General features: G+C 62.9%; 21 protein-coding genes and 3 tRNA genes. 5 read left to right on the top strand and 19 right to left on the bottom strand.

From position 1 onward, the window contains the following. Nucleotides 1-12 precede the first annotated feature (12 nt). From nuoE to DRB19_RS09230, 13 genes are all read right to left on the bottom strand, one after another. Entirely contained in the window at nucleotides 13-1,077 is a 1,065-nt protein-coding gene (gene nuoE, locus DRB19_RS09290) for an NADH-quinone oxidoreductase subunit NuoE (protein ID WP_114185761.1), read from the bottom strand. 110 nt (nucleotides 1,078-1,187) lie between these two features. Continuing rightward, nucleotides 1,188-2,378 carry an NADH-quinone oxidoreductase subunit D gene (locus tag DRB19_RS09285; RefSeq protein ID WP_114185760.1) on the bottom strand — a complete coding sequence of 397 codons (1,191 nt, stop codon included), beginning with the start codon at nucleotides 2,376-2,378 and terminating at the stop codon, nucleotides 1,188-1,190. A 12-nt stretch (nucleotides 2,379-2,390) separates the two neighbouring features. Next, complete coding sequence (locus DRB19_RS09280) at nucleotides 2,391-2,996, bottom strand: NADH-quinone oxidoreductase subunit C (protein WP_114185759.1); 606 nt, start codon at nucleotides 2,994-2,996, stop codon at nucleotides 2,391-2,393. A gap of 15 nt (nucleotides 2,997-3,011) precedes the next feature. Then, nucleotides 3,012-3,596 (bottom strand): NuoB/complex I 20 kDa subunit family protein, encoded by a 585-nt coding sequence (locus DRB19_RS09275; protein ID WP_114185758.1) that lies wholly within the window; start codon nucleotides 3,594-3,596, stop codon nucleotides 3,012-3,014. After that, nucleotides 3,587-3,952, bottom strand: a complete 366-nt coding sequence (locus tag DRB19_RS09270) for an NADH-quinone oxidoreductase subunit A (RefSeq protein WP_114185757.1) — start codon at nucleotides 3,950-3,952, stop codon at nucleotides 3,587-3,589. The genes DRB19_RS09275 and DRB19_RS09270 overlap by 10 nt, the downstream gene beginning before the upstream one ends. Nucleotides 3,953-4,440: 488 nt before the next feature. After that, nucleotides 4,441-4,517, bottom strand: a tRNA-Asp gene (locus DRB19_RS09265). A 104-nt stretch (nucleotides 4,518-4,621) separates the two neighbouring features. Next, nucleotides 4,622-4,697: transfer RNA gene (locus DRB19_RS09260), tRNA-Val, on the bottom strand. Between the two features lie 83 nt (nucleotides 4,698-4,780). Further along, on the bottom strand, nucleotides 4,781-5,059 hold the full coding sequence (locus DRB19_RS09255; RefSeq protein WP_114185756.1) for an HU family DNA-binding protein: 279 nt from the start codon (nucleotides 5,057-5,059) through the stop codon (nucleotides 4,781-4,783). Between the two features lie 198 nt (nucleotides 5,060-5,257). Next, nucleotides 5,258-7,687: an endopeptidase La gene (gene lon, locus DRB19_RS09250; protein ID WP_114185755.1), complete on the bottom strand. Its 2,430-nt coding sequence runs from the start codon at nucleotides 7,685-7,687 to the stop codon at nucleotides 5,258-5,260. A gap of 219 nt (nucleotides 7,688-7,906) precedes the next feature. After that, a complete protein-coding gene (gene clpX / locus DRB19_RS09245; RefSeq protein ID WP_114185754.1) occupies nucleotides 7,907-9,175 on the bottom strand; it encodes an ATP-dependent Clp protease ATP-binding subunit ClpX in 1,269 nt (422 codons plus the stop codon). Nucleotides 9,176-9,400: 225 nt separating this feature from the next. Next, nucleotides 9,401-10,033, bottom strand: coding sequence for an ATP-dependent Clp protease proteolytic subunit (locus DRB19_RS09240; RefSeq protein WP_114185753.1), 633 nt, complete (start codon nucleotides 10,031-10,033; stop codon nucleotides 9,401-9,403). 79 nt (nucleotides 10,034-10,112) lie between these two features. After that, complete coding sequence (gene tig / locus DRB19_RS09235; RefSeq protein WP_114185810.1) at nucleotides 10,113-11,501, bottom strand: trigger factor; 1,389 nt, start codon at nucleotides 11,499-11,501, stop codon at nucleotides 10,113-10,115. Between the two features lie 114 nt (nucleotides 11,502-11,615). Further along, a tRNA-Leu gene (locus DRB19_RS09230) sits at nucleotides 11,616-11,700 on the bottom strand. Nucleotides 11,701-11,873: 173 nt separating this feature from the next. On the opposite strand from DRB19_RS09230, the gene DRB19_RS09225 reads away from it, so the two are divergent. After that, on the top strand, nucleotides 11,874-13,247 hold the full coding sequence (locus DRB19_RS09225; RefSeq protein ID WP_114185809.1) for a multicopper oxidase family protein: 1,374 nt from the start codon (nucleotides 11,874-11,876) through the stop codon (nucleotides 13,245-13,247). Here the strand turns inward: DRB19_RS09225 and DRB19_RS09220 are convergent. Next, nucleotides 13,240-14,724, bottom strand: coding sequence for an NAD(P)H-hydrate dehydratase (locus DRB19_RS09220; protein WP_114185752.1), 1,485 nt, complete (start codon nucleotides 14,722-14,724; stop codon nucleotides 13,240-13,242). The two genes, DRB19_RS09225 and DRB19_RS09220, sit on opposite strands and share 8 nt — an antisense overlap. A 179-nt stretch (nucleotides 14,725-14,903) precedes the next feature. On the opposite strand from DRB19_RS09220, the gene DRB19_RS09215 reads away from it, so the two are divergent. After that, entirely contained in the window at nucleotides 14,904-15,242 is a 339-nt protein-coding gene (locus DRB19_RS09215; protein WP_114185751.1) for a P-II family nitrogen regulator, read from the top strand. Nucleotides 15,243-15,312: 70 nt separating this feature from the next. Continuing rightward, complete coding sequence (gene glnA / locus DRB19_RS09210; RefSeq protein ID WP_114185750.1) at nucleotides 15,313-16,722, top strand: type I glutamate--ammonia ligase; 1,410 nt, start codon at nucleotides 15,313-15,315, stop codon at nucleotides 16,720-16,722. Between the two features lie 629 nt (nucleotides 16,723-17,351). On the opposite strand, the gene DRB19_RS09205 is transcribed toward glnA, so the two are convergent. Both DRB19_RS09205 and DRB19_RS09200 read right to left on the bottom strand, forming a co-directional pair. Further along, entirely contained in the window at nucleotides 17,352-18,134 is a 783-nt protein-coding gene (locus DRB19_RS09205; RefSeq protein WP_114185749.1) for an outer membrane protein, read from the bottom strand. Between the two features lie 297 nt (nucleotides 18,135-18,431). Beyond that, nucleotides 18,432-19,127: an alpha/beta fold hydrolase gene (locus DRB19_RS09200; RefSeq protein WP_114185748.1), complete on the bottom strand. Its 696-nt coding sequence runs from the start codon at nucleotides 19,125-19,127 to the stop codon at nucleotides 18,432-18,434. 168 nt (nucleotides 19,128-19,295) lie between these two features. Here DRB19_RS09200 and DRB19_RS09195 point away from each other — a divergent pair, with 168 nt between their 5' ends. After that, a complete protein-coding gene (locus DRB19_RS09195) occupies nucleotides 19,296-20,765 on the top strand; it encodes a DEAD/DEAH box helicase (RefSeq protein WP_114185747.1) in 1,470 nt (489 codons plus the stop codon). A gap of 36 nt (nucleotides 20,766-20,801) precedes the next feature. Here the strand turns inward: DRB19_RS09195 and DRB19_RS09190 are convergent, their stop codons facing one another. Both DRB19_RS09190 and DRB19_RS09185 read right to left on the bottom strand, forming a co-directional pair. Continuing rightward, nucleotides 20,802-21,143 carry a TfoX/Sxy family protein gene (locus tag DRB19_RS09190; protein ID WP_114185746.1) on the bottom strand — a complete coding sequence of 114 codons (342 nt, stop codon included), beginning with the start codon at nucleotides 21,141-21,143 and terminating at the stop codon, nucleotides 20,802-20,804. A 3-nt stretch (nucleotides 21,144-21,146) separates the two neighbouring features. Next, on the bottom strand, nucleotides 21,147-21,527 hold the full coding sequence (locus DRB19_RS09185) for a HesB/IscA family protein (protein ID WP_114185745.1): 381 nt from the start codon (nucleotides 21,525-21,527) through the stop codon (nucleotides 21,147-21,149). A gap of 177 nt (nucleotides 21,528-21,704) precedes the next feature. Between DRB19_RS09185 and ybaL the strand changes: the two genes are divergently transcribed. Beyond that, the gene (gene ybaL, locus DRB19_RS09180) at nucleotides 21,705-23,438 is read left to right on the top strand and encodes a YbaL family putative K(+) efflux transporter (protein WP_114185744.1); all 1,734 of its coding nucleotides are present in this window, start codon (nucleotides 21,705-21,707) and stop codon (nucleotides 23,436-23,438) included. On the opposite strand, the gene DRB19_RS09175 is transcribed toward ybaL, so the two are convergent. Further along, nucleotides 23,433-24,662: an FAD-dependent oxidoreductase gene (locus DRB19_RS09175; RefSeq protein WP_114185743.1), complete on the bottom strand. Its 1,230-nt coding sequence runs from the start codon at nucleotides 24,660-24,662 to the stop codon at nucleotides 23,433-23,435. The two genes, ybaL and DRB19_RS09175, sit on opposite strands and share 6 nt — an antisense overlap. Nucleotides 24,663-24,709: the final 47 nt, after the last annotated feature.

Here is a 24,709-nt window from a genome sequence, read left to right as displayed (position 1 = left end):
CACATCACTCCATCAGGACGGTGTGTTGTCTTTGTCGATAACAACGTCCGGCTTGCTTTCGCTGCCGTCGCGGCGGGTCTCGGCCTGAGCCGGCGGCGTTCCCGCCTCCGGCGTCGTCGGGCTTGTCGGCACGGGTTTTCCCTCTCCCGGCTTGGACGGCGTCGCCACATAGGACTTGCTGCTCTGGGGAGCAGGCTTGTCAGTGGCCTCCTGGCGCGGTTCGATCTTGGTGGCCGTCGAGGGATCCGACGCTTCCTTCCGATCGACCGGATTGATCGGGGTTTCACCCTCCTTGGCGCGCTTGGCCGGCGTGTCGGCAGCATCGCTTTCGATGGCGCGGCCAGCCGTCGGCTTTGAGGCCTTCACCTCCTTCGGGATGCTCGCCATCTCGGCCGCGACCTCACCGGTCTCGGCGGGTTTGGCCTGCTCCTCGAAGCGCTTGCGCCACGCGCCGATCATCGATCCGTCGAAAAGCGACGGGTCCTGCAAGGTACTGACGGCTTCGAAGGGCTCCGACGAACGGCGGCCGCTCTGCGGCCCCGGCTTCACGGGGCGGTCCGCCGCGAGATCGTCGAGAAGCTTCTCGAAGTTCTCGGTCGTCAGGTCTTCGTAATAATCGTCGTTGATCTGCACCATCGGCGCATTGCAGCACGCGCCCAGGCACTCGACTTCGAGCCAGGAGAAAAGCCCATCGGCCGAAACGTGGTTCTGCTCGCCGAAGCGGCTTTCCAGGACCTTCTTGATGTCACCAGCCCCGCGCAGCATGCAGGGTGTCGTGCCGCAGAACTGGATGAAATACTTCCCGACCGGCTCGAGGTTGAACATCGTGTAGAAGGTCGCCACCTCCATCACGCGGATGGGTGCCATGTTGAGCTTCGCGGCGACGGTCTCGATGGCCTTCCGGGGCAGCCAGCCGCCGGCTTGATCCTGCGCCTTACCCAAAACGGCGATGATCGCCGAGGCCTCGCGGCCCGGCGGGTACTTGGCGATCTGCTGATCAGCGAATGCTTCGTTCTCCGGCGTGAACGCGAAGCTTTTCGGCTGTATTTCCTTAGGCGCGAGCTTACGAACGGCCATTCAATCTTCTCCTCATCGGCATGGCCGGGGTCGACCCCGGCCATCCGCGACTTGACTTATTCTCCGCGCCTGTGGGGCGTGGGCGCCATCCCGGAGGCTGGCGTCGATCCTTAGCGGTCCACCTCGCCGAACACGATGTCCAGCGAGCCGAGGACGCCTGCGACGTCGGCCAGCATGTGGCCGCGGCACATGAAATCCATGCCCTGCAGATGGGCAAAACCCGGCGGACGGATCCGAACCCGGTAGGGTTTGTTGGTGCCGTCGCTCACGAGATAGACGCCGAACTCACCCTTGGGGGTCTCGGTCGCCACGTAAACCTCGCCGGCCGGCACGTGGAAGCCTTCCGTGAACAGCTTGAAGTGCTGGATCAGCGCTTCCATGGAGCGCTTCATGTCCTTGCGCGAGGGGGGCACGATCTTGCCGTCCTCGGCGGAGATCGGCCCCTGCCCGGCGGGCTCGCGCAGCTTGGCGATGCACTGGAGCATGATGCGCGTGGACTGGCGCATCTCGTGCATGCGGATGATCTGGCGGTCGTAGTTGTCGCCGTTCTTGCCGATCGGAATGTCGAAGTCGAGCTCTTCGTAGCATTCGTAGGGCTGGGTCTTGCGCAGATCCCAGGCAGCGCCGGAGCCGCGCACCATCACGCCCGAGAAGCCCCACTTCCAGCAATCCTCGAGCGAGACCAGCCCAACGTCCACGTTGCGCTGCTTGAAGATGCGGTTGTTCATGACGAGGTTGTCGAGATCGTCGAGAACCGTCGGGAAATGGTGGCACCACTCCTCGATGTCGTCGAGCAGTTCGGGCTGCACGTCCTGGCGCACGCCGCCGACGCGGAAATAATTGGCGTGCATGCGCGATCCGGAGACCCGCTCGTAGAAGATCATCAGCTTCTCGCGCTCCTCGAAGCCCCAGAGGGGCGGCGTGAGCGCGCCGACGTCCATGGCCTGCGTCGTCACGTTGAGAAGGTGCGACATGATCCGGCTGAGTTCCAGAAACAGCACGCGGATCAGCTGCCCGCGACGCGGAACCTCGAGTCCGATGAGCTTTTCGGCAGCCAGGCAGAAACCGTGTTCCTGGCTCATGGGAGCGCAGTAATCCAAGCGGTCGAAGTAAGGCATCGCCTGGAGATAGGTCTTGTACTCGCACAGCTTCTCGGTGCCGCGATGCAGGAGACCGATATGCGGATCGACCCGCTCGACCACCTCGCCATCGAGCTCCAGCACGAGGCGCAGCACGCCGTGCGCCGCCGGATGCTGCGGGCCGAAGTTGATCGAGAAGTTGCGGATATTGTGCTCGCCCATGACGACTCCCGCTTACGATTGAGGGGCTTTCTCATCACCCGGCAGCACGTAATCCGTGCCTTCCCAGGGCGAGAGAAAGTCGAAGTTGCGGAACTCCTGCGGGAGCTTCACCGGCTCGTAGACCACTCGTCCCTCGGCATCGTCGTACCGGACCTCCACGTATCCCGTGAGAGGGAAGTCCTTGCGGAAGGGATGGCCCTCGAACCCGTAATCCGTGAGAATCCGGCGCAGGTCCGGATGGCCCGAGAACAGAACGCCGTACATGTCGTAGGTCTCGCGCTCGAACCAGTTCGCCCCCGGGAAGATGCCAATGATGGACGGCACCGGGGTGACCTCGTCCGCTTCGACCTTGATGCGGATGCGGCGGTTATGCTGCGGCGAGAGCAGGTGATAGACCACGTCGAAGCGCTTCTCGCGGCCTGGATAGTCGGCGCCGCAGATGTCGATGAAGCTGACGAAGCGGCATTGCGGATCGTCATGCAGGAAGCTGATCGCCCGCACGATGTCCTGGCCGCGAACCACCATGGTCAAATCGCCATAGGCGATCGCCCAATCGACGACGGCCTCGCCAAGGGACGAGGCGACGTGTTCGCCTAAAGCTTGCAGTTCCGCACTCATGCGAAGGACCTTTGCTTACCGCTCGATCGTACCGGTGCGGCGGATCTTCTTCTGGAGAAGGAGAACGCCGTAGAGGAGCGCCTCCGCGGTCGGAGGGCAGCCCGGCACATAGATGTCGACGGGCACGATGCGATCGCACCCGCGCACCACCGCATAAGAATAGTGATAGTAGCCGCCGCCATTGGCGCAGGAGCCCATGGAGATGACGTAGCGCGGCTCGGGCATCTGATCGTAGACCTTGCGGAGCGCGGGCGCCATCTTGTTGGTGAGCGTACCGGCGACGATCATCACGTCGGACTGCCGCGGCGAGGCGCGGGGTGCGAAGCCGAAGCGCTCGGCGTCATAGCGCGGCATGGACATGTGCATCATCTCGACCGCGCAGCACGCGAGACCGAAGGTCATCCACATGAGCGAGCCTGTGCGCGCCCAGGTGATCAGCTCCTCGGTCGAGGTGACCAGGAAGCCCTTGTCGGACAGCTCATCCTTGATCGAAACGAAGTACGGGTCCGTAGAGCCGACCGGTTGTCCGGTCGCCGGATCGATCACGCCGCGAGGTCTCTCGGCGACCAGAGGTCCGCCCGTCTCGGAGATCAATCCCATTCGAGGGCTCCCTTTTTCCACTCATAGACGAAGCCGACCGTCAGAACCCCCAGGAAGATCATCATGGAGATGAAGCCGAACCAGCCCAAGGTCCCGAATGTGATGGCCCAGGGAAACAGGAAGGCGACCTCGAGGTCGAAGATGATGAAAAGAATGGCGACGAGATAGAACCGCACGTCGAACTTCATGCGGGCATCGTCGAAGGCGTTGAACCCGCACTCGTAGGCGGAGAGCTTTTCCGTGTCGGGATTGCTGTAGGCCACGATGAAGGGCGCCACGAGCAGAGCCAGCCCGATCACGAGCGACACGCCGATGAAGATTACGAGCGGCAGGTAGTCGGCGAGGAGATTCGTCATACGACACCTAAAGGAACGGAGCGCGGTGAAAAAACCGGCCTCAAACCAAGCATTTAAGCCGCAAACGTTAATAGGAAAGGCCCTGCGACAAAAGCGTGGATTGCCGGCGAGGCTTAGCCGAGATCCCCTTCCCTGACAAGTGTTTGCAGTGCGGCGAAAGAACGTTTCTAAACTGGCGTGCAACCTGCTGTAGCCTGTGTGGCCCGTTCCCAGGATGTAAAGCGCCAAAGAGCTTGGGCCGATCGTGCACCGGCGGCCTATTTTGCCGGCTCAGGTCGATCCGACGACGCTTTTCCGGCGCTGTCGAACGCATCAGCGATCCGGCTGAGTTGTAACTGGCGACCGGGAAAGGTTTTGTGTGCGACAGGCGCTGCCCTGGAAAGCCGGTCGGGAGGCCGCCGTCAATTTCACATGATGATAGAGACCAAGGCCCCATGACAAACCGCACCCTGGAGAGGGACATATCCGCTTGTGTTGTCTGGGGAAAGTGGCGCGGGCGACGGGGCTCGAACCCGCGACCTCCGGCGTGACAGGCCGGCACTCTAACCGACTGAGCTACGCCCGCGCATCGGACCGCCGAAGCGGTGTGGAGGCGGTTTACGGGGGCCTCCGATCCCTGTCAAGCGTTCCTTGCACCCTATCGTCAAATCGACGGAAGAAACAAAGGAATGGTGGGCGATGACGGGCTCGAACCGCCGACCCTCTCGGTGTAAACGAGATGCTCTACCAACTGAGCTAATCGCCCTGACCCGCCTCACATAAAAACAGAAGGCCGACAACGCAAGCGCCGTCAGCCTTCTTTGGAAGCAATCGTCGCTGAAAAAGCGGTTACTTCGTGTTCACGGCTTCCTTCAGGCCCGCGCCAGCGCGGAACTTCGGGGTCTTCGAGGCCGGAACCTTGACCTTCTCGCCGGTACGCGGGTTGCGCGCCTCACCAGCGGCGCGGTTGGTCACCACGAAGCTGCCGAAACCAACGATCTTGACCTCATCGCCCTTCTTCAGAGCGCCCGTGATGGCCTCGATGGCGGCGTCGATCGCCTCACCAGCCTGGCCACGGGTCAGACCCACCTTATCGGCGACGGCCGCAACGAGCTCGCCTTTGTTCATGCTTATATCCTCCAATGCTCACGGCGGCCTCAAGACTTAACGTGCCACCGTTACAGGGACCACCCCTGTGGCGCAAAGCTCGTCCGTAGGCAAGACCCGAACTGGCTGAAATCAGCGGGTTTTTGAGGTTGGAGGTCAAAAAAAGAGCCCCCGGATGCATCATCCGGGGGCTCTCTCGACCATGACGTTACGTCAGTTTTAGTGGGCAACGACCCCAACCGAATCGTCCTCGACGGCAGGTCCTTTCGGGCCCTTGAGGAACGTGGCCTCGTCCCATTCGATCGGCTCAGGCATGCGCACGAGGGCATGCTGGAGCACCTGATCCATGAGGGAGACCGGAACGATTTCGAGGCCGTTCTTTACGCTCGCCGGAATGTCGACAAGATCCTTGGCGTTCTCCTCGGGGATCAAGACCTTCTTGATGCCGCCGCGAAGGGCCGCCAGGAGCTTTTCCTTCAATCCGCCGATGGGCAGCACTCGGCCCCGCAGCGTCACCTCGCCCGTCATGGCGATATCGCGGCGAACCGGGATACTCGTGATGACGGACACGATGGCGGTCGCCATTGCGATGCCGGCCGAAGGGCCATCCTTGGGCGTCGCGCCTTCCGGCACGTGCACGTGGATGTCGCGACGATCGAACAGCGGCGGCTCGACGCCGAAATCGACGGCCCGGGAGCGGACATAGGACGCCGCAGCGGAGATCGATTCCTTCATAACGTCGCGCAGGTTGCCAGTCACGGTCATTTTGCCCTTGCCGGGCATCATGATGCCTTCGATCGTCAGGAGCTCGCCGCCGACCTCGGTCCAGGCCAAGCCTGTCACCGCGCCGACCATGTCCTCCGCCTCGACCTCGCCGTAGCGGTAGCGCGGGGGGCCGAGGAAGTCGGGCAGGTTGGCGGTCGTCACCTCGACCTTCGTGACCTTGGAGATGAGGATCTCCTTCACGGCCTTGCGGACGAGGTTGGCGATCTCGCGCTCCAGGTTACGCACGCCCGCCTCGCGGGTGTAGCGCCTGATCAGCATGAGCAGAGCCTCGTCGCCGATGGCCCACTCCTTGGTCTCGAGGCCATGCTTCTTCATGGCGGACGGGATCAAGTGCGTGCGGGCGATCTCGGCCTTCTCCTCCTCGGTGTAACCCGCAAGTCGGATCACTTCCATACGGTCGAGAAGCGGGGCCGGGATGTTCAGCGTGTTGGCCGTCGTCACGAACATCACGCTCGACAGGTCGTAGTCGACCTCGAGGTAGTGGTCGTTGAACGTGCTGTTCTGCTCAGGGTCGAGAACCTCGAGCAGGGCCGCCGACGGATCGCCGCGGAAGTCCATGCCCATCTTGTCGATCTCGTCGAGCAGAATGAGCGGGTTGGACGTCTTGGCCTTGCGCATCGACTGAACGATCTTGCCGGGCATCGAACCGATATAGGTCCGGCGGTGACCGCGGATCTCGGACTCGTCGCGCACGCCGCCGAGCGACATACGGACGAACTCGCGTCCAGTCGCCTTGGCGATGGACTTGCCAAGCGAGGTCTTGCCGACGCCCGGAGGGCCGACGAGGCAGAGGATCGGACCGGTGAGCTTGTTGGCGCGCTGTTGGACGGCCAAGTACTCGACGATGCGCTCCTTGACCTTCTCAAGCCCGTAATGATCGGTATCGAGAATGTCCTGAGCGGCCTTCAGGTCCTTCTTCATCTTGGAGCGGCGGTTCCACGGGATCCCGAGCAACCAGTCGAGATAGTTGCGCACGACGGTCGCCTCGGCCGACATGGGCGACATCTGGCGGAGCTTCTTGAGCTCGCCCAATGCCTTTTCACGGGCTTCCTTCGTGAACTTGGTCTTCTCGATCTTCTCCTCGAGCTCGGCCAACTCGTCGCGACCTTCGTCGTCGCCGAGCTCCTTCTGGATCGCCTTCATCTGCTCGTTGAGATAGTACTCGCGCTGCGTCTTCTCCATTTGACGCTTCACGCGGGTGCGGATCCGCTTTTCGACCTGCAGGACCGAGATTTCGCTTTCCATCAGGCCAAGCACCTTCTCAAGGCGCTGGGCGACGGTCGGGATTTCCAGGATAGCCTGCTTGTCGGCGATCTTGATCGCCAGATGCGAAGCAATGGTGTCAGCGAGCTTGGCCGGCTCCTCAATCTGGGTGACGGCGGAGACAACCTCCGGCGAGACCTTCTTGTTGAGCTTCACATAGTTCTCGAACTCGGACACGACGGACCGGGCCAGAGCCTCGGCCTCGATCTGGTCCCCGAGCGCGTCAGGCAGCACTTCGGCCTCCGCCTCGTAATACTCTGCGGTCTGGGTATAGGCCTTCACCTGCGCGCGACTGGCGCCCTCGACCAGCACCTTCACGGTGCCGTCGGGAAGCTTCAGAAGCTGCAGGACGCTTGCAAGAGTTCCAACCTTGTAGATCGCATCCGTGGCCGGATCGTCATCGGTCGCGTCGATCTGGGTCGCCAGGAGAATATGACGGTCCCCCTTGACCACTTCCTCGAGCGCGCGGATCGACTTCTCGCGGCCGACGAAAAGCGGCACGATCATGTGCGGGAAGACGACAATGTCGCGCAGAGGCAGAACCGCATAGGTCCCAGTCGAGCCTGGGACGACAGGCTGACGTGGCTTCGATTGTGTCATAGGACGAAATCCTTTTGAGAGCGCCCGTAAATCCCCTCGGATGAGCAGGTTTGCGGACGGAAGACCGGAACGCTCAAGCTCTTTTGGATTGCTGCGTCCGGTACGCGACGCCCTCCCTCGGACGATGAGCAGACGACGATCGCGTTAAGGAGTATGTGGCGAGGCAGGCACAATGTTTCAAGAAGTGGGCCTGCCTCGCGTAGGGTCATTCAGGTCTCGTCAGGCGCTCGCGCTTGCGGTCTGTTCGCCGCGGTCGCCATGGATGAAGAGAGGCTTGGCCTTACCCTCCACGACCTCCGGACCGATGACCACCTGCTCCACCGAGTCGAGGCCCGGCAGGTCGTACATGGTCTCTAGAAGGATCCCCTCCATGATAGACCGAAGGCCGCGGGCGCCGGTCTTCCGTTCGATGGCCTTGCGGGCAATCATGGACAGCGCCTCGTCCTGGAAGGTCAGGTTCACGTTCTCCATCTCGAAGAGACGCTGATACTGCTTCACAAGGGCGTTCTTGGGCTCCTGGAGGATCTTCTTGAGGGCATCCTCGTCCAGGTCCTCAAGGGTCGCGAGCACCGGGAGACGGCCGACGAACTCAGGGATCAGGCCGAACTTGAGCAGGTCCTCCGGCTCGACGCCGCGGAAGATCTCGCCGGTCCGGCGGTCATCGGGCGCCTGGACGGACGCGCCGAAGCCGATTGAGGTGCCCTTGCCGCGACCCGAGATAATCCGCTCCAGCCCCGCGAAGGCGCCGCCGCAGATGAACAGGATGTTCGTGGTGTCGACCTGCAGGAACTCCTGCTGGGGATGCTTGCGACCGCCTTGGGGAGGCACGGAGGCGACAGTGCCTTCCATGATCTTCAGCAGCGCCTGCTGCACGCCTTCGCCCGACACGTCGCGGGTGATCGACGGGTTGTCGGACTTGCGGGAAATCTTATCGATCTCGTCGATATAGACGATGCCGCGCTGGGCCCGCTCCACATTATAGTCGGAGGCCTGGAGCAGCTTGAGGATGATGTTCTCCACGTCCTCGCCCACGTAACCGGCTTCGGTCAGGGTCGTGGCGTCGGCCATGGTGAAGGGCACATCCAGGATGCGGGCCAGGGTCTGGGCCAGCAGGGTCTTGCCCGAGCCCGTGGGGCCGATGAGCAGGATGTTGGACTTGGCCAACTCGACGTCGTTGTGCTTCGTCGCGTGGGCAAGCCGCTTGTAATGGTTATGGACCGCCACCGAGAGCACCTTCTTGGCGTGCTCCTGGCCGATCACGTAGTCGTCAAGAACGCGGCTGATTTCCTTGGGAGTAGGAACGCCGTCACGGGACTTCACGAGGGACGATTTCGACTCCTCGCGGATGATATCCATGCACAATTCGACGCATTCATCACAGATGAACACGGTCGGTCCGGCAATCAGCTTGCGAACCTCATGCTGGCTTTTGCCGCAGAAGGAGCAGTACAGCGTGCTCTTGGAGTCGTTGCCGCCAGCCTTGGTCATTATCACATCTCCAATCGGTGCAGGATCGGCCCACGCCGGCCCGGCACCCCTTTAGTTTATGAGCGCCGGAGCTAACGAAAGGTTCCGACGCCTAGAATTCGGGCCTTCAAATTATCTCCCCTCCCGAATCCCCATGCAAACACGCGAAGGGCGTGTGATCAATAGAAACGCAGACGCACGCCAAAAAGACGCATGAGAGAGGAATTTGTCCCCAGGTTTTAGGGATTAGACCGGGGCCGCCGCCGGCTCGGGGCGCTTTTCAAGCACTTGATCGATAAGGCCAAATTCCTTGGCCGCGTCGGCCGTCATGAAATTGTCCCGCTCCAGGGCCTGCTCCACAGCCGCGATGTCGCGGCCCGTGTGCCTCACGTAGATTTCATTGAGGCGGCGCTTGAGAGCCTCGCTTTCGCGGGCGTGGATCATGATGTCAGTGACCTGCCCCTGATAGCCGCCCGACGGCTGGTGAACCATGATTCGGGCGTTAGAAAGGGCGAAGCGCTGGCCGGCCTGCCCTGCCGTCAGGAGGAGGGAGCCCATGGAGGCTGCCTGACCGACGCAGAGGGTCGAGACGGGGCAACGGATGAACTGCATCGTGTCGTAGATCGACAGGCCGGAGGTCACGACGCCGCCCGGCGAGTTGATGTAGAAGGAGATTTCCTTCTTGGGGTTCTCGGCTTCGAGGAACAGAAGCTGCGCCACGATCAGCGAGGCGGAATAATCCTCGACCGGCCCGGTGAGAAAGATAATCCGCTCGCGCAACAGGCGCGAATAGATGTCGAACGCGCGCTCACCGCGGTTCGACTGCTCGACCACCATCGGGACGAGCGTGTTGTTATACAACGCAATCGGATCTCTCATCGTCTCACTGCTCCAAAGTCCGGCCGCGCGGATGCGCGACCGTTAAGATGATGCAAGCAGCGAGACGCTTGAGATTGCGTTACTCGCCCTTGCCGGCCTTGTTGCCGCCTTCCGCCTCGGAATCAGCATCGTCGCCGTCGTTGAACAGGGCCTCCTTCGAGACGGTTTCGTCAACCACCTTCACCTGGGACAGGATCTGGTCGACAACCTTCTCCTCGAAGAGAGGGGCCCGGATTTCAGCGAGGGCCTGCGGGTTCTTCTGGTAGAACTCCCAAACCTGCTTTTCCTGGCCGGGATACTGGCGGACCCGCTCGATGAGAGCCTGGGTGACCTCATCGTCGGAAATCTTGATATCGGACTTCTCGCCGATCTGCGCAAGGACCAAGCCGAGACGAACGCGACGCTCCGCGATCTTGCGGTATTCGGCCCGGGCTTCCTCTTCCGTAGTGTCCTCATCGGCGAAGGTGCGGTTGTTGGACTTCATGTCGCCCTCAACCTGCGACCACACGGCCGCGAATTCCTGCTCCACCAGGCTCGGAGGCAGCTCGAAGCTGTACTTCGAGTCGAGGGAATCGAGGAGTTCCTTCTTGACCTTGCGGCGGGACTGGGCGTCGAAGTCCTTCCGGATCGCGTCGCGGATCGCGTCCTTGAGCTTGTCCAGAGACTCCATGCCGAAGCCCTTGGCGAGCTCGTCGTCGATCTTCAGCTCGCCCGGAGCCTCGATCTCCTTCACGGTCACATCGAACTCGGCATCCTTGCCGGCCAGGTGAGCCGCCAGGTAGTTGGTCGGGAAGGTCACCTTGACGAGCTTGGTGTCGCCGGCCGAAAGGCCAACGAGCTGATCCTCGAAGCCGGGGATGAAGGTGTTGGAACCCAGCTCGACCCGGATATCCTGGCCGTTGCCGCCCTCGAATTCGGTGCCGTCGACGCGGCCCACGAAATCGACCACGACCCGGTCGCCCTGCTCCGCCTTGCCTTCAGCCTTGGGCTCGAAGGTGCGGTTCTGCTTGGCCATGCGCTCGAGAGATTCGTTGATCTCGGCGTCCGTGACCTCGACCACCGGGCGCTTGACGGTCACGTCGGAGACGTCGACCAGATCGAAGGTCGGCAGGACCTCGAGAGCGACCGTGAAAGCCAGATCGCCCTTGGCGTCCATGGCCTTCTCGATCTCACCCTGGTCCTCGGGGAATTTGATCTGCGGCTCGAAGGCCAGCTTCAGGCTGTTGTCCTCGACGATCTTGCGATTCGCCTCGTTCACGGCGTTCTGGACGACGTCGCCCATCACGGAGCGGCCGTAGACCCGACGCAGATGACCCACCGGCACCTTGCCGGGGCGGAAGCCATTGAGACGCACGCGGTCCTTGAGGGTCACCAGCTCATTGTTCAGGCGCTGCTCCAGCTCGGTTGCGGGCAGCACGACCTTGAATTCTCGCTTCAAGCCTTGGGACAGTGTTTCCGTCACCTGCATGGTATTCTTCGCCTTCGCTCGTTCGAAAAAATTCTTTGTCCCAGGCCCCGGTCGATGCGGCACAACGCCGTCAATCAGACCCAGAGGAGCCATCCGGATGCCAACCCGACGGATTGGTGCGGGCGGAGGGACTCGAACCCCCACAACTTGCGTCGCTGGAACCTAAATCCAGTGCGTCTACCAATTCCGCCACGCCCGCGCGTGAGGCGGCGCGACGTACGCACCCCTCGACCGGACGCGGCTCTATAACACGCCTGACGGGTGACGCATCAAAAAAGTTCACGTTCTGTGAAGGAAAGCAACCAAACTTGGCCGTTTACGTTCAAGCCTGTACGCCATGACGCCATCCTCATTCCCGAAAAGGGCTCGTTCATGATCACCCGCCGCGCCGCGATCGCCGGTCTCGCCACGACGCTGACAAGCCTTCCGCGGAGCGGCTTCGCCCAAGCGCCTCAGCCTCAGGATGCCGGCAAAGGCCTGAGCGGCAACGGCCTGACCCCGACATGGACCGCCAAGGCGGCGCCACGCCGGCTGCGCCCGGACGCCTCCCAGGATGCCGAACTCTGGTGCTTCAATGGAGAGATCTCGCCAACCTTACGGCTCAAGCAGGGCGTGGAGCTGCGCCTTAACGTCCGGAACGAGACGCCGAAACCGATTTCCCTGCACTTCCATGGGGTTCGAGGGCCAAATGCCATGGATGGCGTGGGCGGCCTGACGCAGGACCCCGTTCAGCCAGGCCAGACATTCCAATACGCCCTGACGCCCCCCGACGCCGGCACATACATCATTCGTCCCGGCATTCCGGGCGGGAGCGCCGAGCCCCTTGAGCGGGGGCTCACGGGTCTTCTTATAGTAGAGGAGCCGAATCCACCGCAGGTCGATCAGGACGTGGCTTTGATGATCGACGACTGGAGCCTCAACGAAGACGGCTCGCTTGCGCCGTTCGACGCATCATCTGGAGCCAATCCCGCCGGCCGGCTCGGCAACTGGCTCAGCGTGAACGGCAAAGCCACGCCTCACCGGGTCGAAGCGCCGCAGGGAGGACGGGTGCGGCTACGGCTCGCCAATGTCTGCAATGCCCGGATCATGCGCCTGCGATTCGACGGACTGAAGCCCTACGTTATCGGCATCGACGGCCAGCCGACCGACACGTTCGAGCCGCTGAAGGCCTCCCTGCCCTTCCCGCCCGGAACCCGGTACGATCTTCTGGTCGACCTTCCTGCCGAGGCCGGCGCCAAAGGCGCGATCCAGGCCCTGATCGGCAATGGGATCCCTTTGGTCGATCTCGTCACAACCGACCAAAAGCGACCGGCTCTGCCCGCTATCAAACCTCTGGAGCCCAACAAAAGGCTGCCGGACGTCATCAAACTGCAAAACGCGGCGCGAAAGGACCTGGTCATCAAGGACGCTTCCAAGGACGGCAAGGCTGCGTGGACAGTGAACGGTGCTGCCGGCGCCCTCACCTCGGCCCCGCTGTTGAAGGTAAAGCGGGGAAGTCCTGTCGTGCTCGCCCTCGTCAACCAGACCCCGTTCGCCCAACCGATGCACCTTCACGGCCACGTTTTCCGGCTTCTGCATCCGCTGGATGACGGCTGGGAGCCGTATTTTCTCGATACGGTGCAGGTTCCGGAAAACAAGACGGTTCGAATCGCCGTTGTGGCCGACAACCCGGGCAAGTGGCTCTTGGCCTCCACCGTCATGGAGCGGTTCGACAGCGGTTTGTGGACTTGGATCGAAGTTACCTGAGCAGTTCCCGCAGAACCCCGGGCAAGAGATCCGCAAGATCCTCGGCAATCAGCCCAGGGCCGAAGCTCGCGCCTGCTTCGGCGTGGATCCAAACGCCCGCGCAGGCCGCCTCGAACGCTGGAAGCCCCTGGGCCATGAGCCCTGCGATGACTCCGCACAGGGTGTCGCCCGAACCTGCCGTTGCCAGATACGGCGTCCCGTTCTCGTTGATGGCCGCCCGCCCGCCCGGCGCCGCGATAACGGTGTCGGGACCTTTCAAGACCACAACGGCGCCCGTATAGGCGGCCGCGCGGCGCGCCCGCTCCACTTTGGAAGGCGGATCAAGAATATCCGGATGATCCTTAAACAGACGGCTGAACTCGCCGGTGTGAGGCGTCAGCACGGTCGGCCCATGACGGAATGCCTGGCGCAGTTCGGACCCAAACCCCTCGAACGAGGTGAGCGCGTCTGCATCGAGTACGAGGCTTCGCCTAGCCTGGACGGCGACGGCGACCATCGCTCGGGTCGCGGCATGAACCCCAAGGGCAGGACCCAACACCAGGGAATTGAATCGCTCATCCGTCAGGATTGCGTGAAGGCCCTCGGGACCATCGCAGCCCTTCAACATCACGGCCGTCAGTTGAGCGGCATTCACCCCGATGGCTTCCGGGGGTGAGGCGATGGTGACCAAACCGGATCCGATGCGCAGGGCTGCCCTTGCGGCAAGCCGCGCCGCGCCTGTCCGCGCGGCCCCTCCCGAGGCCACAAGGGTATGCCCTCGCTCGTACTTGTGGGAATCAAGCCCCGGCCTCGGCAGAACGCCTCCCCAGAGAGCAGGCTGATTGGCAAAGAGCCGCCCACTTTCGGCCAGGACCGCCGAGCCGATTCCAATATCGTCCACCTCGACAGGACCGCAGTAACTCCGTCCGGGCATCAGCAGATGGCACGGCTTGCGCGCCCCGAAGGTTACCGTCCGTGACGCCCTCACGACGGCTCCCCTGGCCTGTCCAGTCTCTCCGTCGAGACCCGACGGCAGATCCACGGCGAGGATGGGTTTGCCTGCCGCGTCCATCCGCTCGACAGTACGGCGCGCCAGGCCTTCCAGATCACGGGAAAGCCCGGTGCCGAACAGGGCGTCGATGATGACATCCGCCTCGTGGAAAGGCGCTTCCTCGGCAGGGATCACCGACCCAGCCCAATCCTTCGCCGCCTCGGCCGCGTCTCCTGTCAGACGATCCATCTGTCCAAGAAGCGCCAGGGAGACGCGGTAGCCTCTCTGAGCGAGAAGCGCCGCCACGACGAACCCGTCGCCACCGTTCTGCCCTGGGCCGGCGGCAACCAGGATATGTGCATCTTTCGACGCCATCCGTTCGGCCCAATCCGCTACTGCCCGCCCAGCCCGCCGCATGAGCTCAAGGCCGGATATGCCCTCGGCGATAGCTCGAACCTCCGCCTGTTTGATCTCGGACGGGGTCAAAACGGGCTCAACACGGTTCATGACGGGCCTTTCGCGCATGTTTTTACGGCCAAGACTACAAAAGGCGCATCTGCCTAAACTTTAATCACAACATGCCTTCCTTAGCGGCAAATCTACCCCGGTTCGGAAAATGAACCGATGGAAGGCATCTCGGCCTGGTGCTAAAAGCGGCAAACCTCGAATTGAAACGGTTCATCCGGATGAAGAAGATCGAAGCCATCATCAAGCCCTTCAAGCTCGATGAAGTCAAAGAAGCTCTCCAAGAGGTCGGCCTTCAGGGCATTACTGTCATTGAGGCCAAAGGTTTCGGCCGCCAGAAGGGCCACACCGAGCTCTATCGCGGCGCCGAATACGTCGTCGACTTTCTCCCGAAGGTGAAGCTCGAGATCGTGCTCGGCGACGACATGGTCGAGAACGCCATCGAGGCGATCCGCAAGGCCGCGCAAACCGGCCGCATTGGTGACGGAAAGATATTCGTGTCGACGGTTGAAGAGGCCGTCCGCATCCGAACCGGCGAGACTGGGTCCGACGCGATCTAGGCTTGCTTCGCACACCGCGGCTCAGGGCCGGGGATATCTCCTAATAAGGGCAGAAGAGGACTAAGAGACCATGCAGACAGCCAACGACGTGCTGAAGGCGATCAAGGACAACGACATCCAATATGTCGATTTCCGTTTCACGGACCCGCGCGGCAAGTGGCAGCACGTCACCTTCGACGTCTCCATGGTCGACGAAGAGCTGTTCGCCGACGGCGTCATGTTCGACGGCTCGTCGATCGCCGGCTGGAAAGCGATCAACGAGTCGGACATGACGCTCATGCCCGATCCGACGACCGCCCAGATCGACCCCTTCTTCTCGGCCTCGACCCTGTCGATCGTCTGCGACATCCTCGAGCCGGCCACCGGCGAGCCCTATGAGCGCGACCCGCGCGGCATCGCCAAGAAGGCGGAAGCGTTCCTGAGGTCCACGGGAATCGGCGACACGGTGTTCGTTGGCCCCGAGGCTGAATTCTTCATCTTCGACGATGTGAAGTTCACGGCCGATCCCTACAACACGGGCTTCAAGCTCGACGCGTCCGAGCTGCCGACCAATGGCGACACGGATTACGAGGGCGGTAACCTCGGCCATCGCATTCAAATGAAGGGCGGCTACTTCCCCGTGCCGCCGCTGGATTCGGCCCAGGACATGCGTGGCGAGATGCTGGCCGCCATGAAGGCCATGGGAGTCACGGTCGAGAAGCACCACCACGAGGTGGCTTCCGCCCAGCACGAACTCGGCACGAAGTTCAACACCCTGGTCCGCACCGCCGACGAGATGCAGATCTACAAGTACTGCATCCACAACGTTGCCCAGTCCTACGGCAAGACGGCGACCTTCATGCCGAAGCCGGTCTACGGCGACAATGGCTCGGGCATGCACGTCCACCAGTCCATCTGGAAGGACGGCAAGCCGATGTTCGCGGGCAACAAGTATGCCGACCTGTCCCAGGAATGCCTGTGGTACATCGGCGGCATCATCAAGCACGCCAAGGCACTGAACGCCTTCACCAACCCGTCGACGAACTCCTACAAGCGTCTCGTCCCGGGCTACGAGGCTCCGGTTCTGCTGGCCTACTCGGCCCGTAACCGCTCCGCGTCCTGCCGCATTCCGTGGACGACCTCTCCGAAGGCCAAGCGCGTCGAGGTTCGCTTCCCCGATCCGACCGCGAACCCCTACCTGGCTTTCGCGGCATTGCTCATGGCCGGCCTCGACGGCATCCTGAACAAGATCGACCCGGGCCAGGCGATGGACAAGGATCTCTACGATCTGCCGCCGCGCGAACTCAAGAAGATCCCGACCGTCTGCGGCTCGCTCCGCGAAGCCCTCGCCAACCTCGACAAGGACCGCGCGTTCCTCAAGGCCGGCGGCGTCTTCAACGACGACTTCATCGACAGCTATATCGAGCTCAAGATGACCGAGGTCGCCCGCTTCGAGATGACCCCGCATCCGGTCGAGTTCCAGATGTACTATTCCTGCTAAGCAGGAAACGACTTTCCTCCCGGTTGCGGAATCCGCAACCAACCTCAGCCGGAGCCCACAAGGCTCCGGCTTTTTTCATTTCCGGTTGAGTAGAATTAGCTGGTTCTCGCTACGCCTGTCATCTCGGAGCCGGGTAAGTGGAGCCCAGGATCGTGCGAAGAGCGTAGTACTGGCAGCCCTCGCCGCAGGGAGAAGGAACCGGCGCTCTATTCTGAAGACGATCCCGGGTCGCCTTCGGCATCCGGGATGACGCATCCGGCTAAGACATCCTCCGCCGTCATCCTCGGGCCGCATTGCGGAGCCCGGGATCCATAGCCGCTGACGATGCCGGATGAGGCGAGACACATGCCGCCATGTTCTGAAGCGCTAGCGCGTATGGGTCCCAGGCTCGGCTGCGCCGCCCCATTATGACGCCCCACCTCAGATCACCCTCGTTCGTCACCCCGGGGCTTGTCCCGGGGACCCAGGCCTTACGCCATGGCTTCAACACGTGGATGGCCGGCACGAGACCGGCCATGACATGCGGCTGAGGAAAACCTCCACACCGGAGGACGAATCCTGACGCCAACGCCCAAAACAAAAAAGGCCCGGGTTTCCCCGGGCCTTTCCAATCGCCGAAGCGACTGATCTTAGTACGAGCCGAACTTGAAGTTCAGCTTGGCGCGAGCCACGAAGAACTCGTTGTCGTCGTCCTCGCCCGGAACGAAAACCGGGGTTGCGCCGGCGCCAGTGGTGCCGATGAAGGTCTCGTTGTTGTCACCATCCAGGTTGACCCACAGGCCTTCGAGGCCGAGCGTCAGGTTGTTGGTGAAGGCGTACTCGACACCGCCGCCGAGCGTCCAGCCGGTGCGCACGTCGTCGTCGTTGACCAGGCCGAAGCGGTCGTTGTTGTCGTCAGCGCCGCCGTAAGCGAAACCGCCGGTGGCGTACACCAGCGCCTGGCCGAAGGCCACACCAGCGCGGGCGCGCACGGTGCCGAACCAGTCGATGCCGCCCGCGGTGCCCGCCGGCACGAAGCTGGCCGGGAAGCCGGCCGGCACGAAGGCGGTGCCGCCGCTGCCGCCGAGGTCGGCCCACTGCAGGTCGGCCTCGACGCCGAACACGAACGAGCCCATCTGGTAGTTGTAGCCGATCTGACCGCCGCCGACGAAGCCTTCGCCGCTGTCATCCGCGTAGGTGATCGTGCCGCCAGCCGTGCCGGGGCCGAAGGTGCCGGCCGGAACGAAGATCGCGTTGTCTTCGCTGTTCTGCCAGCCGTAGCCGGCGTTCGCACCGACGTAGAAGCCGGTCCAGGTGAAGACCGGAACAGCGGCGATCATCGGAGCCGGAGCGCGGCGGGACGGAAGATCGGCAGCCATCGCGCCAGCGGTGAGGCCAAGGAGAGCAACCGAGGAGAGGAGAATCTTTTTCATTTGTTTGGTCCGTTCATTCGTAAGGTCCGGCTACGCTATTAGTCCAGCCGCCGCCCAACGTCTGTCACATTCCTGCCACAGCCCAAGACTCAAGCGCGACAGAACGGGTGGCGATGACCTTCCGGGGCTGTTATCGCGCTCGGGCAATGAGCTCCCGCCCCTCTCAAACTAACGGCCCGACCAAAAATAGCCTAGTATTTTCAGTCACATGAAAAATGGCGGGCCCTGCCATCCGTTAAGGTAACGTTTGATTGACCATACGTCTCATTCATCCGCAAGCGAAGGCTCGAATTCTGGTTAACGGCTGAGCCAGAGCCGCATGGCCTGGGTAACCAGATCGGGCTTTTCCATGGCGGAGAGGTGTCCGGCACCGGGAATCACCACTAGGGAAGCCCACTCGATCATCTCGGCCATCTCCCGGGCGATGTCCGGGGGAGTGATGGCGTCTCCCTCGCCCACGAGAACGAGGGTCGGGATCTCGATTCCAGGCAGCAGGCTCCGGGAATCGGGCCGAGCCATGATCGCCCGCTGCTGGCGGATATAGGCCTCCGCGCCTGTCTCCCGCATCATGGAAAGGACCTCGGCCTTGAGCTCCCGGTCCGCTTGCCGGTCAGGATGAACGAGGCGTGGCCACAGCTTGGACAGGATATCCTCGAAGCGGCCGACCTCCGCCAAGGTTATAAGGCGCTCCCTGTCCTGGCGCGCCTCCGGGGTGTCGGGGCGAGCGCTCGTGTCGAGAAGCGCGAGCCTTCGTACCCTCTCGGGCGCCTGGCGAAGAACCTCCAGGGCAACGTAGCCGCCCATGGAAAGACCTGCGATCGCGAAGTGCTGCGGGGCCTGGCTCAGCAGGCGGGAGGCGACTGCCGCAAGCGAATCGTCCTGCCCATGATCCACGCCGATCACCTCGCGCTCCGGCGACAAGGCTGCGATCTGCGCCGCAAAGAGGCCGGACGTATTCGCAAGCCCCGGAACAAGCACAAGTGTTTCGGCCATCGGTCTTTATTTCCCTTAAGATTGACAAGCCTAGCGCTTGTTCTATGGTCCCGCCGCACAATAAACCTGAGTGACTATCTCGGGTGAAACCAGTCTTGCGCCTGTTTGTTGCCGTATAGAGCGGCCGGCACTTAAGAGCGCGCCCTGCCCTCAACGGTTGTACCATTCATGTCGTTCGCCGAACTCGGACTTAGCGATAAAGTTCAACAAGCCGTCGAAGCTTCCGGCTACACGGAACCGACGCCTATCCAGGCGCAGGCCATTCCCCATGTGCTCGCGCGTCGCGACGTGCTTGGCGTTGCTCAGACCGGCACCGGAAAGACCGCGGCCTTCACTCTGCCCATGCTGACGCTCCTCGAGACCGGCAGGGCACGGGCGCGCATGCCCCGTACGCTGATTCTCGAGCCGACCCGTGAGCTCGCCGCCCAGGTCGAGGACAACTTCGACAAGTACGGGATCAACCACCGCCTGTCCGTGGCCCTGCTGATCGGCGGCGTCTCGTTCGGGGATCAGGATGCCAAGATCACCCGCGGCGTCGATGTCCTGATCGCGACCCCCGGCCGCCTGCTCGATCATTTCGAGCGCGGCAAGCTCCTCCTGACCGGAGTCGAGCTGCTGGTCATCGACGAGGCGGACCGCATGCTCGACATGGGGTTCATTCCGGATATCGAGCGGATCGTGAAGCTTGTGCCCTTCACCCGCCAGACCCTGTTCTTCTCAGCCACCATGCCGCCGGAAATCCAGCGCCTCGCGGATGCCTTCCTTCATAACCCGGTCAAGATCGAGGTCGCCCGGCCGGCATCGACGGCTGCCACGATCACCCAGCGGCTGGTGGCCACCGGCTCCCAGGATTTCGAGAAGCGCGAGACCTTGCGCGAGCTGATCAGAGGCGCGACCGACCTGAAGAACGCGATCGTGTTCTGCAACCGCAAGCGGGATGTGGCCACGCTCCACCGCTCGCTGCAGAAGCACGGTTTCGCCGCCGCCGCTCTCCACGGCGACATGGACCAGCACGCCCGGATGGCGGCCCTCGACAGCTTCCGGACGGGCGAAATGCCGATCCTGGTCGCCAGCGACGTGGCGGCTCGCGGTCTGGACATCCCGGCGGTAAGTCATGTCTTCAACTATGACATCCCGCACCATGCCGAAGACTATGTCCACAGGATCGGCCGGACAGGCCGCGCCGGTCGAACCGGCTATTCCTTCACCCTGGTGGGGCCCGGCGACGAGAAGTCTCTGACGGCCATTGAAAAGCTCATTGGCCAGCCGGTCGAATGGGAAGGGCCGAGCCTTGCGGAGCGGCCTGCCTCGGATTCGCGCCCGTCCCGCCGTCGCGGTCGTGAAGATCGCTCTTCACGTGGCCGCAAAGGCGGAGGCCGCTCCCGGCCGGACGACGCCGCCGAGCCAAGGCCGCCGAGGGAGAGGGAAGCCAGGGAGCCCAGAGAACCTCGCGAGGCCGCGCAGGCGTCTCACGAGCAGAGCGCCCCGCGGCCCGCACGCGACCGAGACAGGCAGCCGAGCAAGGCCCCCCACAGCCGTCCGCGCCATGATCACGATTCGGATGCTCCCGTGATCGGGCTTGGCGATCACGTTCCGGCCTTCCTGTTGCGGCCGACCCTGATCAAGAAGCAGAAATAGGCCGAGCGACCGCCGCGGCGAAAATCCAGGAGAGGCTTAACGGGCCCTCCTGCCCGCCGCAGCCTTTGCGCGGCGAGCCGCGTCGAGGGCATGCCCGGCCAGCTCCGCCGCCTCGTCGGGATCGTCGAGAGCCGATTCCGGCATGAGCCAATAGCTCATCGTCGCAGTTCGGCCGTCCCGTCCGGCATAGACGAAGGGCCGCGACCCGAGGCTCCGAAAAAGCGCCTCGGACTGTTGGTCGGCTTTGAGATAAAGCTCGTCCCCGGCCTCCAGGGCGAACATGAGGTCGCCCCAGTAGATTCCCTTCCCGCCGAACATCCTGCGGATGCGGACAGGCCCGAAGGCGCGGAAGACCTCGGAGATGACCTCCGCATCCATGCCTTACTGCGCGGATTGAAGCGCCGGTGGCGTGGCCGGCGTGATCGCCACCGACTCGCCGCAGCCGCAGGCCGATGTCTGGTTCGGGTTGTTGAACACGAACTGCGAGGACATCTTTGTGGTCTGAAAGTCCATCTCGGTCCCGAGCAGGAACAGCACGGCCTTGGGGTCGATGAGGACCGTCACGCCCTTGTCCTCGATCACTTCGTCGAGGGGCGAGATGCTCGTCGCGTATTCCATCGTGTAGGACATGCCGGCGCAGCCGCCGTTCTTCACGCCGACGCGCACGCCCACGATGGGCTGGTCGGCCTTGGCCATGATGTCTTTCACACGGTTGGCCGCCGCGTCGGTCAAGCTCACGACCTTGAAACCTGGTAGTGCCATAAAATTCTCTCCTGACGGCCGGGTTCAAGGCCCGGGCAGAACGAGTGCGTTGTCCCTAAGATAGGAGATGCGTCGCCAAACGTCGAGATTATCTGAACATTGCAACCTTGATTCGGTTGACGGGGCTGGCTTTTTTCCAATCTAAGGGGCTGCCCCCCGAACTGCAAAGGAGAGCAGATGCCGCATCATACGCCGCTGATATCAACCATCGTTGTCGGCCTCGTACTGGCATTCGCTCTTGGCGCCTTGGCGCATCGACTCCGCATCTCCCCCCTCGTCGGCTACCTGCTCGCAGGCGTTCTGGTGGGCCCCTTCACGCCCGGCTATGTGGCCGACCAGGGCCTCGCCAACCAGCTTGCCGAGATCGGCGTCATTCTGCTCATGTTCGGAGTTGGGCTGCATTTTTCCCTGAAGGACCTGCTGTCGGTCCGGGCCATCGCGATTCCGGGAGCGGTCGTCCAGATCGCCAGCGCGACCCTGCTGGGCATGCTCCTGGCCTGGTGGCTGGGCTGGTCCATGGGGGCGGGCGTCGTCTTCGGCTTGGCCCTTTCGGTCGCCAGTACCGTGGTCCTGCTGCGCGCCCTCCAGGAGCGTCGTCTCGTGGAGACGGAGCGCGGCCATATCGCGGTAGGTTGGCTCATTGTCGAGGATCTAGCCATGGTGCTGACCCTCGTCCTCCTTCCCGCCATCGCCAACGCTTTGACGAACGAGACCGCCGATACCTCGTCGATCTGGCTATCCCTGGCGCTGACGCTGGGCAAGGTGGCGGCGTTCGTGGCGATCATGCTGATCGTCGGCCGGAGGCTGATTCCCTGGATCCTCCATTACGTTGCCCATACCGGATCCCGTGAGCTGTTCCGCCTGTCGGTGCTGGCGATCGCCCTCGGGGTGGCGTTCGGGGCCGCGGAGCTGTTCGGGGTGTCCTTCGCCCTAGGAGCCTTCTTTGCCGGAATGGTGCTGAGCGAATCCGAGCTCAGCCATCAAGCCGCCTCCGAATCCCTTCCGCTCCGGGACGCCTTCGCGGTTCTGTTCTTCGTCTCGGTGGGCATGCTGTTCGACCCGACGATTATTATCCGCGATTTCGGTCCGGTCATGGCGACGTTCCTGATCATCGTCGTCGGTAAATCCCTGGCGGCGCTCGTGATCGTGCGCCTTTTCGGCCATCAGCAATCGACGGCCCTGACCATCGCCGCAAGCCTCGCCCAGATCGGCGAATTCTCCTTCATCCTCGCCGGACTCGGGGTGGACCTTCAGATTCTTCCGGAGCGGGGGCGCGACCTCGTTCTGGCCGGGGCCATCCTATCGATCCTGGTCAATCCGTTCCTGTTCACCCTACTGGACAGATGGTTCGTCAAACGCGACGCAGCCAAGGCCGTACAGGCAGGCGCCGAGGCGCAGGCCGCTCCGCCCTTCCGCGAACCAATTCCCGTGACGTCCCTGACGGACCACGTTGTGCTCGTGGGCTACGGCCGGGTCGGGACGTTTATCAGCGCCAAGCTGCAGGCGACGAACACGCCGTTCATCGTGATCGAAAGCAATGAGGACAAGATACCGGATCTGCAGCGAGAGGGCGTTCCGGTCATCAGCGGGAACGCGGCCGACCCCGAGGTGGCGGCCGCGGCCAATATCGGGGCGGCGCGTTGCCTCCTCGTGGCCATCCCGGACGCGTTCGAGAGCAGTCAGGTGGTGGAACAGGCGCGAGGCCTCCACCCATCCCTGCCGATCATTGCACGCGCCCATTCGGACGCCGAAAAACAGCATCTTGCCAAGTACGGCGCATCCAGCGTCGTTCTGGGTGAGCAGGAAATCGCCCGGGCGATGGTGTCGGGCATCCCGGCAACCGTTCCTGTCGAGCCGCGAAACGAAGGTCCCAGCCTCGGCGAGCCTGGGATAACCTCAGCTGCCTCATGAGGCAGGCAGGTGCACGTGCTCGGGCCTGAATCCCATCCCGATGACCCGAGCCGGGAGGCGTCGGGAGAACGGCCAGCTGAAGAACAGCCGCACGAACCAAGGCGCTGCGATTGATCCCTGGCTTCCCAAAACGCCTCGGATCATCCGGTTCTGGATCAGCACCTGTAGCCTCTGTGTCAACCGCGTGGGCGTCTCCCGCCGCTTCTGAACCAGGGCCAGCTGAGCCTCATCCGCCGGCCCTTGCTTGAGCACCGGCCCGAGGATGTTCGCCGCCGCAACCGCATCCTGGATGGCCAGATTGATTCCGATGCCGCCGATGGGCGACATGGCATGTGCGGCGTCGCCGATGCACAGGAGACCGGGCTTCGACCATTGCTGGAGCCGGTCAGCCGCGACTGTCAGCAGCTTGACGTCATCCCAGCTTCGCAGCTCGTCGACTCGATCGGCGATATACGGGGCTAGCTTGGCGATGGCGCCGCGCAAAGCATCGAGGCCCTTCTGGCGGATCTGGTCGAAGGAGCCCTTGGCGATGACATAGGCGCATTGCCAATACGTATTCCGATCGATGAGAGCCAGCAGCTGGCCGGGAGCGATACGTCCCTGCAACTGACCCGGATCGGTCGGGACACGCGAGATCCGCATCCACAGGACATCCATGGGCGCGCCAATGTCCATGACCGTCAGTCCCGCCTTTTCGCGGATGATCGACCGGCGGCCATCGGCGCCGACCACGAGGTCGGCATTGACGTCCAGCATCCCCTGCGGGGTCTTCACCCGCACGCCCGTTACCCGCCCGTCGGCCTGGATGAGGTCTACGGCTTCGGCCTGCATCATCAGGTGGAAGTTCGGATAAGGCGTTGCGTGATCAGCCAGGAAGTCCAGGAAATCCCATTGCGGCATCAGGGCGATGAACTTGCAATGGGTCGGCAGGTGCGTGAGATCCGCCACCTGGAGCGGCACGCCCCCCACATCGACGCTGACCCGCTCGATCCTCTCATGGGGACGGCGTAAGAACTCGTCCAGGAGCCCAAGCTCGTACATGACCTCGAGGGTCGATGGATGGATCGTGTCGCCCCGGAAATCACGCAGGAAATCGGCGTGCTTTTCGAGCACCACGACCTCCACGCCAGCACGGGCGAGGAGATAACCCAGCATCATCCCAGCGGGGCCGCCGCCAACGATGCAGCAGCGGGTATGATGCGCTTCAGAACCCTGACTGGTCATATCGGGCCTCCTGACATCCCAAGGGGTGCCTCTCTGACCCGACAAGC

This window comes from Microvirga aerophila, assembly GCF_003332305.1.
In the GTDB taxonomy this organism is placed as follows: Bacteria; Pseudomonadota; Alphaproteobacteria; order Rhizobiales; family Beijerinckiaceae; genus Microvirga; species Microvirga aerophila.
Note: the sequence above shows the minus strand (reverse complement) of the source record. Positions and strands in the feature narration are given on the sequence as shown.